Annotated in this window: 10 protein-coding genes; 5 read left to right on the forward strand and 5 right to left on the reverse strand. The window is 45.2% G+C overall.

Going from position 1 to position 17,790, the window contains the following annotated elements; translation table 11 throughout:
* Positions 1–6: 6 nt before the first annotated feature.
* Positions 7–1,686, reverse strand: a complete 1,680-nt coding sequence (locus RID09_RS19305; protein ID WP_446337545.1) for an AIPR family protein — start codon at positions 1,684–1,686, stop codon at positions 7–9.
* A 383-nt stretch (positions 1,687–2,069) separates the two neighbouring features.
* On the opposite strand from RID09_RS19305, the gene RID09_RS19310 reads away from it, so the two are divergent.
* From RID09_RS19310 to RID09_RS19320, 3 genes are all read left to right on the forward strand, one after another.
* Entirely contained in the window at positions 2,070–2,663 is a 594-nt protein-coding gene (locus RID09_RS19310) for a phosphate-starvation-inducible PsiE family protein (protein WP_446337546.1), read from the forward strand.
* A gap of 57 nt (positions 2,664–2,720) precedes the next feature.
* Positions 2,721–4,454, forward strand: a complete 1,734-nt coding sequence (locus tag RID09_RS19315) for a diflavin flavoprotein (protein ID WP_446337547.1) — start codon at positions 2,721–2,723, stop codon at positions 4,452–4,454.
* Positions 4,455–4,616: 162 nt separating this feature from the next.
* The gene (locus RID09_RS19320; RefSeq protein WP_446337548.1) at positions 4,617–5,453 is read left to right on the forward strand and encodes an ABC transporter permease; all 837 of its coding nucleotides are present in this window, start codon (positions 4,617–4,619) and stop codon (positions 5,451–5,453) included.
* Between the two features lie 175 nt (positions 5,454–5,628).
* Here the strand turns inward: RID09_RS19320 and RID09_RS19325 are convergent, their stop codons facing one another.
* Positions 5,629–9,924: a PA14 domain-containing protein gene (locus tag RID09_RS19325; protein ID WP_446337549.1), complete on the reverse strand. Its 4,296-nt coding sequence runs from the start codon at positions 9,922–9,924 to the stop codon at positions 5,629–5,631.
* 622 nt (positions 9,925–10,546) lie between these two features.
* Between RID09_RS19325 and RID09_RS19330 the strand changes: the two genes are divergently transcribed.
* Together RID09_RS19330 and RID09_RS19335 are read left to right on the forward strand one after the other, a co-directional pair.
* Complete coding sequence (locus RID09_RS19330; RefSeq protein WP_446337550.1) at positions 10,547–12,325, forward strand: serine/threonine protein kinase; 1,779 nt, start codon at positions 10,547–10,549, stop codon at positions 12,323–12,325.
* 239 nt (positions 12,326–12,564) lie between these two features.
* Positions 12,565–12,696, forward strand: a complete 132-nt coding sequence (locus RID09_RS19335; RefSeq protein ID WP_446337556.1) for a cold-shock protein — start codon at positions 12,565–12,567, stop codon at positions 12,694–12,696.
* Between the two features lie 396 nt (positions 12,697–13,092).
* Here RID09_RS19335 and RID09_RS19340 read toward each other — a convergent pair whose 3' ends face one another.
* From RID09_RS19340 to RID09_RS19350, 3 genes are all read right to left on the reverse strand, one after another.
* The gene (locus tag RID09_RS19340; RefSeq protein WP_446337551.1) at positions 13,093–14,928 is read right to left on the reverse strand and encodes a glycoside hydrolase family 15 protein; all 1,836 of its coding nucleotides are present in this window, start codon (positions 14,926–14,928) and stop codon (positions 13,093–13,095) included.
* 60 nt (positions 14,929–14,988) lie between these two features.
* Positions 14,989–16,917: an ABC-F family ATP-binding cassette domain-containing protein gene (locus tag RID09_RS19345; RefSeq protein ID WP_446337552.1), complete on the reverse strand. Its 1,929-nt coding sequence runs from the start codon at positions 16,915–16,917 to the stop codon at positions 14,989–14,991.
* A 390-nt stretch (positions 16,918–17,307) separates the two neighbouring features.
* Positions 17,308–17,511 (reverse strand): hypothetical protein, encoded by a 204-nt coding sequence (locus tag RID09_RS19350; RefSeq protein WP_446337553.1) that lies wholly within the window; start codon positions 17,509–17,511, stop codon positions 17,308–17,310.
* Between the last annotated feature and the right edge of the window lie 279 nt (positions 17,512–17,790).

The following is a 17,790-nucleotide window of genomic DNA, read 5'->3' on the forward strand; positions in this document are numbered from 1 at the left end:
AACTCTTTAGTCGTTTTCATTTTCCTGAAGCGTAGTTATTAAGTCGCCGCGTCGAAAGGTTGCAGATAGCTGCTGCAAGGAAATGTTTTGTCCCCCATAAAGATTATGAAGCGCCTGGTTAATATCCTGTACTGAGTCGTTGAAATAAGCTTCGGCATTTTGTTCAATAAGCTGTTTAGCAGTTTGGAAATTGTGATGGCTAATATCTCTCATTTGAATGCCCATATCAGCAAGCATTCTTCGCCCCATCTGCATAGCAATAAAGCATGAAGCATAGCGAACGAACTCCGGGTCATTAGGCTCTGGTCGTTTGCGGCGATTTTCTGCGATTCTGTATAGTTGCACAGCAATTATAACCTGTGAGCCGTTCAACTGATCCGTAAATATTGAATCATACAGTTTCCCAAAATGTTCACGAGAGAAGAATTTAGCCTGATGCGGTTTTTTTCTCCAGACAGATAGTACGGCTTCAGCAGCTACTCCTGAAGTAATATCTGTAGATCGGGTACTCGTATCAGAGCGCTTACGCCGATAATTAAATCCTAATTGCTGAATATCCATCTCTAATCTTTGCTGACGTTCATCATTAGCGCGTAAGTCTTTGAGATCTACTGGATTTTGGCTATTCGTGGCATAAGTAATTCTTTTAACTAAGTCTTCATTTTCACGAGGCAATTGATAAAGCCGAAGAAGAACATAAGCTTGAGCATTTTGATGAAGTAAATCTGGTTCCTGCAAAGTTTTGAATATGGTCATGCATGTCTGACCACCGTTAATGATTTGCAAATTTTCGACACGCACCTGATAATCACCATCTTGTAATGCGTTATAGGAAAAGTTGTCGCACGTTAAAGTTATGCCATTATTGTAAAAGTAGAAATTGTTTTTTTCATGACTGGTTAAAGTATGGCGAATACCTTCGTTAACACGATTACCCTGTAAGCCTAAATAGCGACGAATATTACGCTCTAATAATCGTTCGCCATGCCGATCAATGAGAGTTGCAATCTCAGTTACTGAAATTCTTCCTACCAGTACTCGGCTAAACTCCATATCTTCAACTATAGCTTTTCCACTTAGCTGCAAAGTATCTTTTACTGGTCTAGTAGCTTGAAGGATTTGGACTAAGCGCTCGTGATTGACGTGTTCCCATGTCACCTGATCGCCGAAACCAGTACGTTCAATAGCTTCCTGAGCAGATTGATTCCACGGCAGTCCATTATTACAGGCTAGTGCTCGAACTTGGGGAATATAGCCATCTCGAATTAAGCTACGAGCTTCTTCCACCTTGGTAAGTAGTCGTTGATTGATATGTTCTAATCTAGCTGCTGGATTAAACAAATACTGAATGGCTTTTATTAAACTCTCTATGCCTTGCTCAGGGAAATTCGAGTTTCCTTCTAGATTATTTTTGTATTTTGCTTGAAATAAAGTAACAGTAAATTCACCATCATATTCTTCAGAAATATGCATAGCATCTACTCCAAAGTCACCACCTCCTTCAGTCAGGCAATCAAAAGCATTATCGTTCTCTAAATCTAAGATGGTTTTAACACAGAGGTAAGCAAACGCTAAAGACTTGAGTCTGCCTTGATCGTTTATGCGTAACTCTTCAGCAGCCTTTTGACGGATATCGTTAACAACTGATTCTAAACGTTGATCAATAATAGATGCGTTGATATTCATGTAGTCGCGACCTATTCTGTCCAAGACGAAGTCTGGAGTCTAGTGGTTCATGTGGGAAAAGTTAAGGACTTGATGCAGGGCGAAGGACTATTTTGAGGCTAGCATACAATGCCAAACTTCATTGAAGCGGCGATGATCGCCTAGTCAACCATTACTGCTCAACCGTTCTATCATAAATTCCTTTGGTTGGGGCGAAGCATTTTCAGGTTGTTTCCCTCAGAGACGTTCTCAATGATAGATTACCACCTGAATGGGGACGGTGGGGACAGTCCGAAGCATCACTATCTGTTGATACAAAACATTAGAATTTCAAATGAAAAAGTATTGCAGCAATAAGCGGATAAAATGTAATCTAGGTTCTAGTGATACAGAAGGAACCTCCCATGCACGATCCTCTAACCTCCTCGCCGCCGAACTGGTATGAACAGGTCAAGCGGAATCGCATAGTCCGGGCGCTGGAAACAATTCAAGATTTATTTATCATTTCCCTCTGTGTTGGCTTATTTGCCTTTATGGCGATTCAGCTACGCGAGATGTTTTTGGAGTTACTACCGCCGTTAGATTTCCCAGGCGTGACTTCAGATATTCTGTTCTTGCTGATTTTGGTTGAGTTATTCCGACTGCTGATTATTTACTTACAAGAACAGCGTGTATCGATTGGAGTCGCGGTAGAAGTTTCGATTGTCTCTGTTCTGCGAGAAGTGATTGTGCGGGGAGTCTTGGAAACCTCATGGGTTCAAATTTTAGCTGCCTGTGCGTTCTTAATTGTGATGGCAGGACTATTAATTGTGCGGATGTATTTGCCGCCAACTTTCGATGGAATTGACCCAGAGAAACAGTTATCACTGCGATATAAAAAACAGACCCTGCGTCAGGTTCCAGACTCTAATAACAATCCGTTAAACCCTTATCCCCATACTGTTACTGTGGCAGATAAAATGGGTCATTTAGATCCGATAACCAATGCAACAGACTAATACAAGAAGTCACCTCTTCGCCAATCACTAATCACTGCTCACCAATCACTAATATCTATGACTACAATACCTGAGATTAAACCCCGTGATGTCCAAGTCGCCGCCATTGAAGGAACGGATACAACCGTGTTGCGATCGCGGACATGGGATAGACTCAAGTTTGAGGTGGAATATTCCCTGCAACGTGGCACAACAGCAAACTCCTATCTCATCCAAGCCGATAAAACGGCGCTGATTGATCCGCCAGGGGAATCATTCACCGAAATTTTCCTGAATCAATTGCAGCAATGCATGAATGTGCAGCAATTGGATTATGTAATTTTAGGTCACGTTAATCCTAACCGGATGGTGACGCTGAAAGCTTTGCTAGAATTAGCCCCCCAAATTACCTTTGTTTGTTCTAAAGCCGGTGCAGTTGCGTTACAAAATGCCTTACGGGAACACCAATGCAATGTTTGGGTACCCAAAGGCGAGGAACCCTTAGACTTAGGTCAAGGTCATCACCTGCAATTCATCCCCATCCCCACACCCCGTTGGCCCGATGGACAATGTACCTACGACCCCCAAAGCCGTATTCTATTTACCGATAAACTCTTCGGCGCCCATGTCTGCGGCGATGAACTCTTTGATGAAAACTGGAAACGCCTAGACGAAGACCGACGCTACTATTATGATTGTCTTCATGCCGCTCAAGCGCGACAGGTCGAAGTCGCCCTGAACAAATTAGTCCCGCTCTCGGCTAAAATGTATGCCCCGGGTCATGGTTCAATTGTCCGCTATAGCCTCAGCCGATTCCTCCATGACTATCGCCAATGGGGTCAGCAGCAAACCGAACAAGACTTGACAGTGGCGCTTATTTATGCATCAGCCTATGGAAATACCGCCACATTAGCCCAAGCGATCGCTAAAGGAATAACCAAAACCGGTGCAGCCGTCGAATCAATTAACTGTGAATTTGCCGAACCTGGGGAGATTGAAGCCGCAATTCAACGCTGTGATGGCTTTTTAATTGGTTCCCCTACCCTGGGCGGACATACGCCTACTCAAGTGCAAACGGCGTTAGGTATTGTCCTCTCCAATGCCGCGAAAACTAAACTGGCAGGGGTGTTTGGGTCTTATGGCTGGAGTGGCGAAGCCGTTGATGAAATTGAAAGCAAACTCTTAGATGCGGGGTATCGCCTGGGATTTGAACCGATTCGGGTTAAGTTTAAACCTGACGACGAGACAATTCAATATTGTAAAGAAGTCGGCACAGACTTTGCCCAGGCGCTGAAAAAATCCAAGAAATTCCGCGCCCCCAAACAAGCCGTCAGCAGTGCCCAAATTGACCGAACAGCCCAAGCTGTGGGACGAATTGTCGGATCATTATGTGTTGTCGCGGCGCAGCGTGGTAATGTCCGCAGTGGGATGTTAGCCTCGTGGGTAACCCAAGCCTCATTCAATCCGCCAGGGATCACTGTCGCCATTGCCAAAGATCGGGCAGTTGAATCTCTAAGCCATACGGGCGATAGCTTTGTCCTGAATATTTTAAAAGAAGGGATGAATGTCCGGCGACACTTCTTGCAATCCTTTGCCCCAGGGGAAGATCGATTTGCGGGGTTAGAGACGGAAACAGCGGAAAATGGTTGTCCGATTATCAAAGATGCCTTGGCTTATTTAGAATGTACAGTGCAGAGTCGGATGGACTGTGGCGATCACTGGTTAGTGTATGCTGTTATCGATAATGGTAAAGTATTGCAATCGACGGGGATGACTGCCGTACATCACCGCAAATCGGGGAATCATTATTGATTTGTCATTTGTCATTTGTCATTCGTCATTTGTTATTTAGTCGGGGCGGGTTTAGTAAAATCAGGGTGAAAACGAAACGTTAATGGTAAAACCCGCCCCTACAACAGACGTTCCATCTCCCCCATCTCCCCCATCTCCCCTATCTCCCTGTTCCCTGTTTCCATGGAAAACAACGCCGTTAAACGATTTGGGCAATCAACATCCGGCAAAATTGGTCTGGGAATCACGTTCACCATCATCATATTGGCGCTGTTAGCACCGATTCTCAATCCCTATAACCCGGCAACCGATCGGAATTATACCGCCAGGTTGCAACCCCCCAACTTAGATTATTGGTTTGGCACCGATGGTTTAGGACGAGATATTCTTGACCTGGTATGGTATGGGTTACGCACGTCTTTGTTTATCGGTTTAGTTTCCGTGGGATTAGGGCTAATCGTGGGAGTCGTGTTGGGGTTAATCGCGGGTTATTTTCGGGGAGGGTTAGAAACTGTGATTGGTTGGGTAACCGATATCCTGTTAGCCTTTCCCTCAATTTTACTCGCGATCGCGATCGTTACGGTAACTGGTCCAAGTATCGCCAGTGTGATGATTGCTGTGGGTGTGGTGCAAGTCCCCATTTTTATCCGCTTGACTCGCAGTATGGTGCTATCCTTGCGGGAACAGGATTTTGTCCAAACCGTGCGATCGTTTGGCGCTACGCCGGGACGGATTATTTTTTATCATATCTTACCCGCTAGCTTGAGTCCTTTAGTCGTGCAAGGGACTCTTTCCATTGGTACGGCTACCTTGGAAGCGGCGGGTTTAGGCTTTTTAGGGTTAGGCGCACAACCTCCCACGCCAGAATTAGGAACGATGTTATCCGATGCATTTAAGGGCGGCTATTCTCTATCATCTCCCTGGACAATTTTGTTTCCTGGTTTGTTTATTACCCTAACCGTTTTAGCCTTTAATTTACTCGGAGATGGTTTAAGAGACGCTTTAGATCCCCATAGTTAGGTAGAAGGGTAGGGACACGGCAATACCGTCCCCTATTCTAGCAGTAGACACATCGATTAGGACAAACAAACTGTTGTAGAGACGTTGCATGCAACGTCTCTACCATAAGATGCTTCCTAACCGCTATGGCGATTGCGATATCACCCTCGTCGTCTAAACTTAACCGGATCTGATATTACACAAGAGTTGGAACCATCAGCAGTTCAGCTTGGGGCATTTCAATGAGGGCTTCAACCGTCTCATTGGTGGAAGAGTATCCTATCCCGATACTGTTCATCAGGTTAATTGGCATCGCTTCACTCGCAGTAAAGGAGTCTAATACTTCTTGATGACTGGCTAAAGTCGGTTGCCCAATTGAAGCATCAAAACCCTGATTACTGCCGTTCTCTTCCTCAATAAACAGATGAGGGTTTCCTCTATTGTCGAAGACATCAACACTTGTATTGCCTAAAAGTTCATCACTCACCGACTCAACAGTTGTCAACGTACCAGCATTATTCTGTATCGTTTCATTCACTGAAAAATCATTGTAATTAGCAGCATAAAGCTGACTTTGGGGGATAATCTCCTCCGATTGACTCTCACTTGACCAAGCCAGTTGTGCTACTGATTTTCCTTTGTTTTCATAGTACTCCATGCGAATTTCGTACTGTTGTCCCGCCTGTAGGTCAATCGTGCCACGATTATCGGTAACTCCATGGTCTGTCCAATTATCAATCAGGAGTTGGTCATTTATCCACAATCGAACCCCATCATCAGAAGAGGTTTTGAACTGATAGGTTTCTGAGTAAAGGGGTTCCACAAACCCTGTCCAACGTACCGAGTAGGTATCGGAATCTATCGCCGCATCCGGTGACCCTGAACCCCAGTTAAAGTCCACGGTTTCATCAGTGCGAGTTAGTGCTAAGTCCGTAAAATTGCGGTTGTTGTAGTATTCGGCAGTTAAACCTGTACCGTTACCACTAACATCTGGACTTGCAGCAGCAACAGTAGGAGAAGAACGCTGAGATTCCCAAATAATCTCCTTACCTTGACTGTTATCACTAACATCTGTACTCGCAGCAGTAACAGTAGGGGAATAAAGCTGAGATTCCGGAATAATCTCCTTACCTTGACTCTCACTTGACCACAACAATTGTGCCACTGATTTGCCAAAGTTCTCGTAGTAGTCCATGCGGATGTCATACTGTTGACCCGCTTGCAGGTCAATTGTACCCCTATTTTCTGTAGCCCCATGATTTGTCCAATTATCAATCAGTAGTTGGTCATCTACCCAGAGGCGTACACCATCATCCGAGTTGGTGAAGAATTCGTAGGTTTCTGAGTAGAGGGGGGCGACTGAACCTGTCCAGCGTACCGAGTAGGTATTGGAGTCTATCGCTGCATCCGGTGAACCTGAACCCCAGTTAAAGTTAACGGTTTCATCAGTGCGAGTTAGCGCTAAGTCAGTAAAATCGCGGTTATTGTAGTATTCGGCTTTTAACCCGTTACCGTTACCGTTACCATTAACGGGAGGATCGCCGATAGAAATATTGTCAATGGCAATGAAGTCGCCATTATCCGGGTGAACTCCGTTGGCGACAACTTGAACAGTGATGAACTCGTAACCCTCGCCGAAATCTACATCCCAATTGAAACTTGTCCAATCAAAAGTAGAGCCACCCACAGTCTGCTGCAAAAGCTTCTCCTTCGTCATCGGGATCGCTCCAGTCTGCTGGGGACCGTCGAGATTTCCGGCTGTACTCATAAATTCTCCATCGACACCCCAGACACTGACGGTAATTTCATTGGCTTTATTGGTGTCTTCGGTGTTTTTGATATCAATGCTGAGAGTCTGCTTACCACGTCGGCTACCGTTATCTAAAAAGATCTGACCGATTCCGGCATTCCATGAACCTGAGACAACCGCAGCACCGCCATTGCCGATATTGGAATCGAGTAACCAATTGTTCCCAATCCAGCCCTCACTAGTCCGTGTGCTGTCAAAGGTATGGTTGATTGCCCTTCCCAATTCGCTAGTGGTACTAAACGTGCCGTCTGTAATCAGGTTAGGGTATGGTGTTGGGATTACCTGAACCTGTTGAGTTATGGTACTGGTTGCGCCTTGGCTATCCCAAACAGTCAGGCTAACATCGTGAGAACCTGTTGAGTCAAATTTGTGATTGACTTGGCGACCGAATTCGTCGATATTACCATCATTATCGAAATCCCAACCGTAACTTGCGATCGCGTTGCCTTCTAGTTCTAGTGCCTCTGGTGGATCACTATCGAACGAATCACTAGCATCAAACGTCACAACACCCTGACTGCCGATTGATTCATAGCTCAAAGTAGCAGTAGGAGCGATATTGGCACCAGAGATGTTAAATTCGGTGTTAACGATATCGAAGGAATCTGGGAAGGCATGCAAGTCACCTTGATGCTCCTTTTTTGATAGGTTATAGGTATTGTTTGCAAGATAACTGTCTTCAAGGCGTGAACCCAAAAACGGTACTAATTTACTCCTATTACCTTCATTTGGTAAACGAACACCATGCTCAAATCCTTCGATGCGAAGGTTTTTATAGAGAAGGTTTTGAGACAGTGTATTGCTACCAATACCATGACCACGACCGTTACCGTTTATTCCTTTCTTTAAAGGAACAGGGTTTTCTGGGTTACCGACAATCAATCCATCAACAAAATCAATCTGTGAACTGTATTGTAAAAAGATACCCTCGCCATAGATATTCCAAAGTTTGAAATTATCAACCAGGGAGCGAGCGTCATGGGCTTCTTTTGTGCCTGGACCGTTAAAACCCAACTGACCATCATTATTCCGCATGTGATTCCAGAAGACGATACCCAAATCCGAGTTATAACTCTCGAAACCAGATAAACGACGTAGGGGTACGTTGGTTACATCCAGGGTGTTTGGATCATCGTTATCATAGGAAGCCTGGGAGAGGAATTGCAGTTCCGGTGATAGGTTTTTAACCGCAACCGTGTCCGCGTCTCTGACACGACTCACCTGATCAACTCCACTGAAGATATTAATACCACCACCTGCGGCACTAATAGCGATATTATCTACCATTTCCACTTGGGCAGCCCCCTGCACCCAGTAACCCTCGCCATTAAAGCCAAAGTCAAATAGCGGGACGCGAGGCGAAAGATCAAAATCGGCTTGGGGACGGTCATCGCCTGTAGTTTTGATGGTAATGTTATTGCGCCACGCACCGAGTTCATTTCCGGCTTCTGCGGCAATTCCGGAACCTACTACGTCGAACACAACATTGTCTTCTAAGACGGCATGGCTGTCATGATGCACCAGTCCCCAACCCGGACTGCCAACAATGGCGTTACCTTTGACCAGAGAGGGGGTGCTATTAATATCCTCAGCCCCAGTACGATGGAGATGCAAGGCATATCGCCCACGGGGATTTGTCCCGGAACCGGGTGAACCATCGACATTTTCTATTGGGTCATCAGTCAACCTATTTTTATCCGTTCGTCCTAGGTTGTAGAATCCAGCGTTTTGTACCTCGACATCGGGGTTGTGCATGAACATCACATGACCCCGTTGCTGAGTGGGTACGGTTTCAGCGTTTTCGGTCTCGAAGATAACGTTCCGACTGGTGTTGGCAATGTAAAGCTTTAAGTCCTCGTCCTCGAATCCCTGGGGACGCTGGTGGTCAAATCGGAGGATGCTATTATCACCAGAGGTAATGTCGTTGTTGGTAAATTTAATCCGGTTGCCGTTAATTTCGGTGATGGTTAGCACCTCATCTTGAAACCGACTGTTATCTTCATCAGAACCGTCGGGATTGTAGGATGTTCCACCTAACACTAATTGATCACCAACGCGCCAGCCTATGGGTGTATTCATGCCATCGGGCAGATTCAACACCAGTTCATTGTCACCGACTGAGGCATCTGTCGCCAGTGATATAAAATCGAGTTTCTCTGCACCGTGAATTCTAACTTTACCGTGAGTAACAACGCCGCGACTAATCAGGGTTGAGTCCCAATTGGTATCAATTTCTCCGTTGTCGGCAATGACAATTCGGGCAGTTGTGTTGGCTTGAATTGGGTTAGCTTCACTGCCAATCGTTAAGGTGCTAGTCGGTGATGCGATGAATGTGTCTACGACTATTTTGGTGTTGCGGTTGTGGGCGAATTCCAATGTTCCGTCCACACGCACGGTTTCTAGACGAGTGTCACTCTCGGCGTCGTAGGTGACGTGAACACCTTCAGAAATGACGACTTTAGCATCAGTTCCAGGAACCTGACCTTGCTGCCATGTATTGGGATCAAACCAAGACCCATCATTTACGGCGACATGAGTTGCCGCTGAATGGGGGACTAAATCCAATAATCCGAGATGTTCAGTTTGCTTGACTGGATGGTCTTGATGAGGAAGATTTTGATTATGTTGCATGCTCATCATTGATGTGTCGGCAATCTCAGCTAGGTTGGTTTCTAGTTGCATAATGTTGCTGTTAATCTGTGTAGTCAGTTAATTTCCAGAAAGCAGTCATCGTTTGATGGCTATTCGCTATCGCTGACAACCAGGATCGGCATACACACTTGAATCGACTAGACGTTGTATAAACTTCACAATCGATTCCCTTATTTAAATTAATAACATCAATTTTTCTTGATTTTATTAAATAAAAATAATCTATACGAAATCTTTATCTATAGCTAGACAATAATAATATTCCTTTTATATTTATAATGCTTCTTGGATTTTGTCAAAAAAACGCAGAGCTTATACTATTATTATGAAAATAATATGAAGGTTTTCAGTAAGGCGACATCCCTCTTTTTGCAGAAATACTATTTTCTGGTGAGATGGGTATCCTGCCCACCCTTATGGGCAAGGGAGATGCCTACCCGACAAGGGTAGATAGGTTGATGTATGCTACCGGACTCAACTAAGCCTAGAGCCAAGCTTTTATAATCTAAAATGGGAAGACCCGTGGCATGATACAATAAAAGGATATATTCAAAGAATATTTAATTTTAATTAGAGCGTTAAGTCCCCATTACCGAAAGGACTGGGGAATTTATTGTGTAGAATCGAGAGACACCGTCTATCGCTGGTGATCGTGCATCAGTCATTTATAAAGTCGGTCTATTGTATTAATCCCAACTGCCCCCGTCCCTATCCTCAACCTGGGGACTCTAAGTTTTGTAGCAGTTGTGGGTCAATGCTGCGTCTAAATAATCGCTACGTTCCTCTCCAGCATTTGGGTTTAGGGGGATTTGCGGCAATTTACACGGTTTGGGATCAGCAGGCTCAGACCGAAAAAGTATTGAAAGTTTTGGTGGAAACGTCACCCAAGGCGTTGCAGCTTTTTGAACAAGAAGCCGCCGTATTGCAACGTCTAAAGCATCCGGGTGTGCCTAAAGTGGAGTCCAATAGCTATTTTACCGTAAGTTTGGGAACATGCCAACAGCGCTTACTTCCTTGTCTGGTTATGGAAAAAATAAACGGTGAGACGCTGGAGGCTATCTTGAACCGTTATCCTCAGGGATGTCCGGAAACCTTGATTATTAATTGGCTCTACCAAGCGGCTGATATTCTACAGGAGTTACATGATTTGGGAATTATTCACCGTGACATTAAACCATCAAACTTAATGGTTCGAGAGGAGACAGGTCAACTGGTGGCGATTGATTTTGGCGGCGCGAAACAAATTGGCGCGATACCCCTGGGGAAACAGAATTGTTCGACACGCTTAATTTCTCCAGGTTACAGTCCCCCCGAGCAGATTGCGGGGGATGTGGTGGGACCGACGGCTGATTTTTATGCCTTAGGGCGTACCATGATTCAATTACTCACAGGTCAAGATTTGGCGGAGTTACAAGATCCGGCGACGGGTGAATTTCACTGGCGCGATCGCACGAAAGTCCGTCGGGGTTTAGCCAACTTACTTGATAGTATGATCCGCCTTGATCCCCAAAAACGACCCGCTAAAGCCGCCGATATTCAACGACGTTTAGTGGTCAATTGCCGTTTAAGTAGAAAATCGTCTTCCTCATCATTCTCATTATTTCAGGCGCTGACTAAAGCCGCCGGAACAGCACAGGAGATTTCTCTTCGAGTTCTGATTACGTGCGCTCAAGTTATCTTTAGCCTAGTGCGCTGGCTATGGCGAGTCTTTATTAGCATTGTTCTGGCGTGCTTAGATACCCTCGGGGAAATGGTGATGGCGGGAATTGGCGCAGTTTTTGGCGCAACCACTGGGTTTGCTTTGATTAACCGGACAATTGTCGGCGATAGCTTTGCCGATTGGATGATCGGACAATGGACTCTAATGGCTCCCGAAATTCAAATTATCCCCTGGCGGGAACTCATCATGTTTGCTTGTGCGGGTTTGGGAACGGCTTGGGGATTAACTGAGGCGGGGGGATTTGGTCAACAGAAACGGCGTCTAATCGCTGGAATAACCGGGATTTTCGGGTATGGTGTGGGTTGGTTTATTTGGCAGGCGTCAATATCGTATTCACCGAGGGAACAATTGGCAGGGTTGGGGGATCTTTGGCAGGTATCCCTATCCTATACTATTGCCGATCGCTTACTGGGTTTAGTCACGGCTGTTGCGGTTATTCCCCTGGTGTTAGGATTAGGGTTACCGAGTCATTACCTGGTTCACGCCGCCGTCGCTGCATCGGGTACGGGTATGATATTTTCCGGGTTAGTTCGGTTAAATATATTGCCGTTGGAGGTATTAGTTCATATCTTTTCCTTCTCTGATGTTAGTTGGTCAGATTTTATCAATACCATTAGTTTTTTTGGTTTACTCGGTATTACCATAGGGTTCTGGTTAGGCGTGAGTTATTATCTGCTGGTTCCTGTACTGCGCTTGCTGGGGTGGCGATGATCATTTGACTGTAGCACTGCACAATCTGGGCGCGAATGCTTCTGTCCTAGGAATGCTACGAATGCGATGAACCGATACTCTAGAAATTATCCTCAGAGATAAAAGGATATCGCTGGGCGTTAAGCTGTCATGCATTTAAATTGGGAATTTAAGGACAAGGAAACAGACAACAGGAAACTGGCAAAACAAAAGTTTTTTTATGGTAATATATGTCTATAAAAAATCAGCAAAATTTTGGCATGAAGCCTATTCTATATAAAGGTAGATTAAAAACCTGGAAAGATGATCGAGGTTTTGGTTTCATAAAACCGGATGATAGTAGCCAAGATGTTTTTCTGCATATCAGTGGTTGGCATAAAGCACCTAGATAGCCTCAGCCACCGAAGCGTGCAGAGGTAATTATGTGAGGGCGCAAGCCTTGCGCCCCTACATTTGGGTGTATCGTTAGCACTTGAGAGCCGCTACAAAGTTTTCTGGCGTTAGGTAAGGTAGGAGCGATCGCGTCATTGATTATTGTGCTACTGTTTTTCAAAAGTTCTAGCATCGATATCTTTTGTTGGGTTTCCTGGCGTCAACCCAACCTACAACCTATTCCACCATTTTAGCTGGGTCAGTCCACTAGAGCGTCAGTCGGTGTAATAGCAGTTAGCGGTGGGTAATACAAATCTGGGTTGATTACCTCCTTTATAATCCAGTCCGCGCAGGCGGACGAAAGTTTGTGTAGCAGCGATTTTAATCGCCGTGAAAAAAAGGGGGTTACTGATACTCTAGAATTTATGCTCAATTGCCCGATTCAGATTCCACGCTGCACTAATTAAGGACACATGGGTAAACGCCTGGGGAAAATTGCCCAAAGCTTCACCACTTGAACCCGTTTCCTCGGCATATAATCCTAAATGGTTGGCATAACTGAGCATTTGTTCAAAAATCAGTCGAGCGCTGTCAAGCCGCTTCTTGTCTACTTTTCCCGCCCTAGTCAACGCCTCAACTAGCCAGAATGTGCAGAGATTAAACGTTCCTTCTGTCCCCAAAATACCATCTGGCGCTTCTTCTGGATTATATCGATACACTAAACTATCCGAAACCAGTCCCCCTAGTTCTGGTGAGCAATTAATCGCATCCAATGTTTTCAACATCCGGGGATCAGTGGGAGACATAAAGAACACCAAAGGCATAATTAGGTTACTGGCATCTAGGGACGTGCTACCGTAATATTGAACAAAAGCCTGACGCTCCTCACTCCATCCCTTTGCCATAATTTCTTCATAGATGCGATCGCGTTCCTTGAGCCATCGCTGGTGATCTGCCGGAAATGAGCGCTTTTGAGCCAAACGTAACCCCCGATCGAGGGCTACCCAACACATGAGATTAGAGTAAATAAAATCTTTGCGTCCCCCTCGTGTTTCCCAAATTCCTTCATCTTGGCGTTGCCAATTATCGCACACCCAATTCAGTAACCGCCGTAGGGATAGCCACAAATCATAGGAAATCTCTGTTCCATATTTGTTGAACAAATACACCGAATCCATCAACTCGCCATAAATATCAAGCTGTAACTGCTGATAAGCCCCATTGCCAATCCGAACCGGGTAAGATCCCTTATACCCCTCCAGGTGATCCAGAATCTCTTCATCGAGATTATGATATCCATCAATCCCATACATAATCTGCAACGGATCATCTGAATCCAACTCCTGACAGCGATTTTCCAAGAAAAGCATAAACTGAGCGGCTTCCTCAGTAAACCCGATACGGAGTAAGGCATACAGGGTAAAGGATGCATCTCGAATCCAGGTATAGCGGTAATCCCAATTTCGAGTACCACCAATCATTTCGGGTAAGCTGCAAGTCGGCGCGGCTATAATTGCTCCCGTGGGTTCGTAGGTGAGCAACTTCAACACCAAAGCTGAACGTTCCACCGTCTCGCGCCATCGACCATCATAAGTACATTTAGCAATCCAGCGTCGCCAATACGCCACCGTATCGTCAAAGAGTTGAATCGCTTCTTGATGGCGCAGCGGCAAAGTACAACCCCCCTCCGGGTCAGTTTCTTGAAGCACAAAAACGGCAGTTTGTCCAGCCTCCAACGTAAATTCGGCAAAAACGCCGCGCTCATCCTGTTTTAACGGGATATCCGTCACCAATCCCAAACTCAGAGACGGCGACTTAAAGCACGCCCCCGTGGATGAGAGAATCGTCTTGTGGCGATCGCGGGCATAATTAAAAGCAGGATAACATTCTACGCGAAACTTCATCTGGCAGCGAACCCCTTTAACTTGCCGCACTAACCAGTGATAACCTTGCTGATTAACTGGTACACCAACAGGCATAAAGTCAATAATCTCACCCACCCCACAAGATGCCAAGAAGCGAGTCACCAACACATTCGTTTCGGGCCAATATAACTGTTTATGAGTGACTCCATCCACACAGGGAGAAATCTTAAAATGACCTCCTTTCTCAGCATCCAGTAATGCGGCAAAAACGCTAGGAGAATCGTGGCGAGGAAAGCAAAACCAGTCAATCGAACCCCCTAAGCCAACTAAGGCTGTGGTGTGCATATTGCCGATAATGCCGTAATTCTCGATAGATTGATATGCCATTGAATTATGAATGTTGAATTTTTACTTTGTATTCTCTGTTCCTTGACAAATGACGAATAACTAATCCCCAATTTCCGCCAATTCCAACCAACGTTCTGTTGCTGTATCAATTGTCTGAGTCAAGGTTGCTAATTTCTGATAAAGTTCCTGAACCTGATTAACTTTACCAGGAGACGCATTATACAGCGCTTTCTCCACCTCCGCCTTCTGAGCTTCTAGTTGGGGAATCTTTTCTTCTAATTCTTCAAACTCGCGTTGTTCCCAATTAGAAAGCCGACGTGGTTTCCCCTTACCAGATGATTGAGTCTTCCGCGTTGCTCCATTATACTCTTCTGATTTCTGTTGAATTTTAGCACGTTCTTCAGCCGCTGCCGCTGCTTCCGCTTCTTTATAATCAATATACACAGAATAGTTACCCGGATACTGACGCAGAATCCCGCCTGACTCTAAGGCAAAGATTTTGTTGACGGTACGATCTAAGAAATAGCGATCGTGAGACACCACAATCACACAACCATTGAAATTTTCTAGATAATCTTCCAACACCGAAAGCGTTCGCACATCTAAATCATTGGTCGGTTCATCCAGAATCAGCACATTAGGAGCACTCATTAATACTCGTAACAAAAATAGGCGGCGCTTTTCTCCTCCAGAAAGTTTATAAATAGGAATGTATTGTTGATCCGGTGGAAACAGAAAACGCTCTAACATTTGCGAGGCAGTAATCAGTGTTCCATCCCCCGCTTTCACATATTCTGCTACTTCTTTTAGATAATCAATTACCCGCTGATTTTCCTGGATTGCCGCCAATAAATCATCAGAATGCTGGTCAAAATAGCCGAAGTGAATCGTTGCCCCAATATCAACCTCACCCGAATCCGGTTCAATCCGTCCTGTGATAATATCCATTAACGTTGATTTGCCACTGCCATTTTCGCCAATAATACCAACGCGATCATCAGGGCTAAATTCGTAGGTAAAGTCTTTGATTAAAATCCGATCGCCATACCCCTTAGAGACATTCTCTAACTCAATTACTTTATTGCCAATCCGGCGACTCGCTGTCGAAATATCGACCTTGCCTTGAGCCTGTTTAAACTCTTGATCCTGCATCTGATGGATGCGATCAATTCGCGCTTTCTGCTTGGTACTTCGAGCTTTGGGTCCTCGTTTGAGCCATTCCAACTCTCGCCGCAATACGCCCTGATGTTTACGTTCTTGACTCGCGGCGGCTTCTTCGGCGAGAGCTTTTTTCTCTAAGTAGTAGGCATAGTTGCCATTGTAGGTATAGATGTCACCTCGGTCAATTTCAATAATCCGATTAGTGACTTGATCCAAAAAATAGCGATCGTGGGTAATTAATAGAATCGCCCCCGGATAGGATTTCAAATACCCCTGTAACCATTCCACAGACATGGCATCTAAATGGTTGGTGGGTTCATCCATCAATAACACATCGGGTTCTGATAGTAATGCTGTCGCCAAAGCAATGCGCTTACGGTAACCTCCGGATAAATTGGCAATTGGCGTGTCAAAGTCTTGAATTCCTAGCTTGGTGAGGATGACTTTGGCACTGGTTTCTAAATCCCAAGCGCCTAGAGTTTCGATGCGCTGCGTCACCTGAGATAAACGCGCCATGACTTGTTTATCGTCTGAATTTCGTGCCAATTTGTGGGATAATTCCTCATAATCCCGGATTAGTCTCATCTGTTCGCCACTATCGGCAAAGATCTGTTCTAATACGGTGCGGTTTTCATCTAAGTCAGGTTGTTGGGGTAAGTAGGCAATTCTCGCGCCGGGATTGACAATAAATTGACCGCCATCAATGGATTCGAGTCCAGCAATCATTTTTAATAGAGTAGATTTGCCCGAGCCATTGGTACCGATTAAGCCGACTTTATCGGTAACATCGAGGCTAAAGCTGGCATCTTTGAGGATTTCTTTAATGCCAAAATCTTTTTTAACGGATTGCAGCGTGAAGACACTCATTAGGGTTTTAAATTGATCCTATGTCTAAATTTGTCCTGTTTATAGTGTTTCCCATAAGGATGAGGTACTTATGTGAGGGCGCAAGGATGGTGCCCCGGAGAGCGCCCCTTATCTGGGTGTACCATCAGCACTTAGGAACCGCTAGATTGATTGATGGGAAAACAGTTTGTGCTTCTCTACACGTCATCTTCTGTTGTATCGTTCGTCTATCATACCTGTAGTTATTGGGACAAAAACCTTACTCTTGTATTCTTTTACCCTTTTACCCTTTCCCCACTATACACAACCGATGCTACCGGAGTTGATATTATCCCTCATTTTCACGCTAGCACGTTCACATTAAATTCGCGATCGCCACATCTCCCCTCCCCTGCTTCGAGATGTAGCAGGCTACGTCTGCTTCCCGATTCTGCTGCACTCGGTTTGCGTTACCTGATGACGATAGCTGAATAGTTTTTCGAGTTGCGCGTCTACCCACCAACCCAGTAGCATCTCGACTAGCCATCCTCCCAGTAATCCATATTTAATTGTATCGGTTAAGCGGGTTTTGCCTGATTCTTGAGTAAATTGGTGGCGATGAACCCAATACGCCATCGGTCCTTCGTGCTGTTTATCGGTAAAGATGCGATCGCGATCGCATTCTATCGAGAAGTAGGGGTTTGGGGGAGCTATAGAACCCCCAAGTAAAAAGCGGGTACTCTTCGGTACTCGCTTTTTACAATCCCTGGTGTTCTATGTTAAAATTAACGACATAGATTTAATCCCGCCATGCTAGTATTCGAGGCAAAATTACGAGGAACAGACGTGCAGTACGCGATCTTGGATGAGATGATTCGTACTGCTCGTTTTGTTAGGAATTCGTGCCTCAGATAC

Source organism: Coleofasciculus sp. G1-WW12-02 (genome assembly GCF_040219735.1).
Classification (GTDB): domain Bacteria; phylum Cyanobacteriota; class Cyanobacteriia; order Cyanobacteriales; family Coleofasciculaceae; genus Coleofasciculus.

Excerpts from the sequence above, each read along its gene's own strand:
- RID09_RS19345 (WP_446337552.1), bottom strand. The coding sequence starts at position 16,917 with ATGAGTGTCTTCACGCTGCAATCCGTTAAAAAAGATTTTGGCATTAAA.
- RID09_RS19340 (WP_446337551.1), bottom strand. The coding sequence starts at position 14,928 with ATGGCATATCAATCTATCGAGAATTACGGCATTATCGGCAATATGCAC.
- RID09_RS19335 (WP_446337556.1), top strand. The coding sequence starts at position 12,565 with ATGAAGCCTATTCTATATAAAGGTAGATTAAAAACCTGGAAAGATGAT.
- RID09_RS19315 (WP_446337547.1), top strand. The coding sequence starts at position 2,721 with ATGACTACAATACCTGAGATTAAACCCCGTGATGTCCAAGTCGCCGCC.
- RID09_RS19310 (WP_446337546.1), top strand. The coding sequence starts at position 2,070 with ATGCACGATCCTCTAACCTCCTCGCCGCCGAACTGGTATGAACAGGTC.
- RID09_RS19305 (WP_446337545.1), bottom strand. The coding sequence starts at position 1,686 with ATGAATATCAACGCATCTATTATTGATCAACGTTTAGAATCAGTTGTT.
- RID09_RS19350 (WP_446337553.1), bottom strand. The coding sequence starts at position 17,511 with ATGGCGTATTGGGTTCATCGCCACCAATTTACTCAAGAATCAGGCAAA.
- RID09_RS19320 (WP_446337548.1), top strand. The coding sequence starts at position 4,617 with ATGGAAAACAACGCCGTTAAACGATTTGGGCAATCAACATCCGGCAAA.
- RID09_RS19325 (WP_446337549.1), bottom strand. The coding sequence starts at position 9,924 with ATGCAACTAGAAACCAACCTAGCTGAGATTGCCGACACATCAATGATG.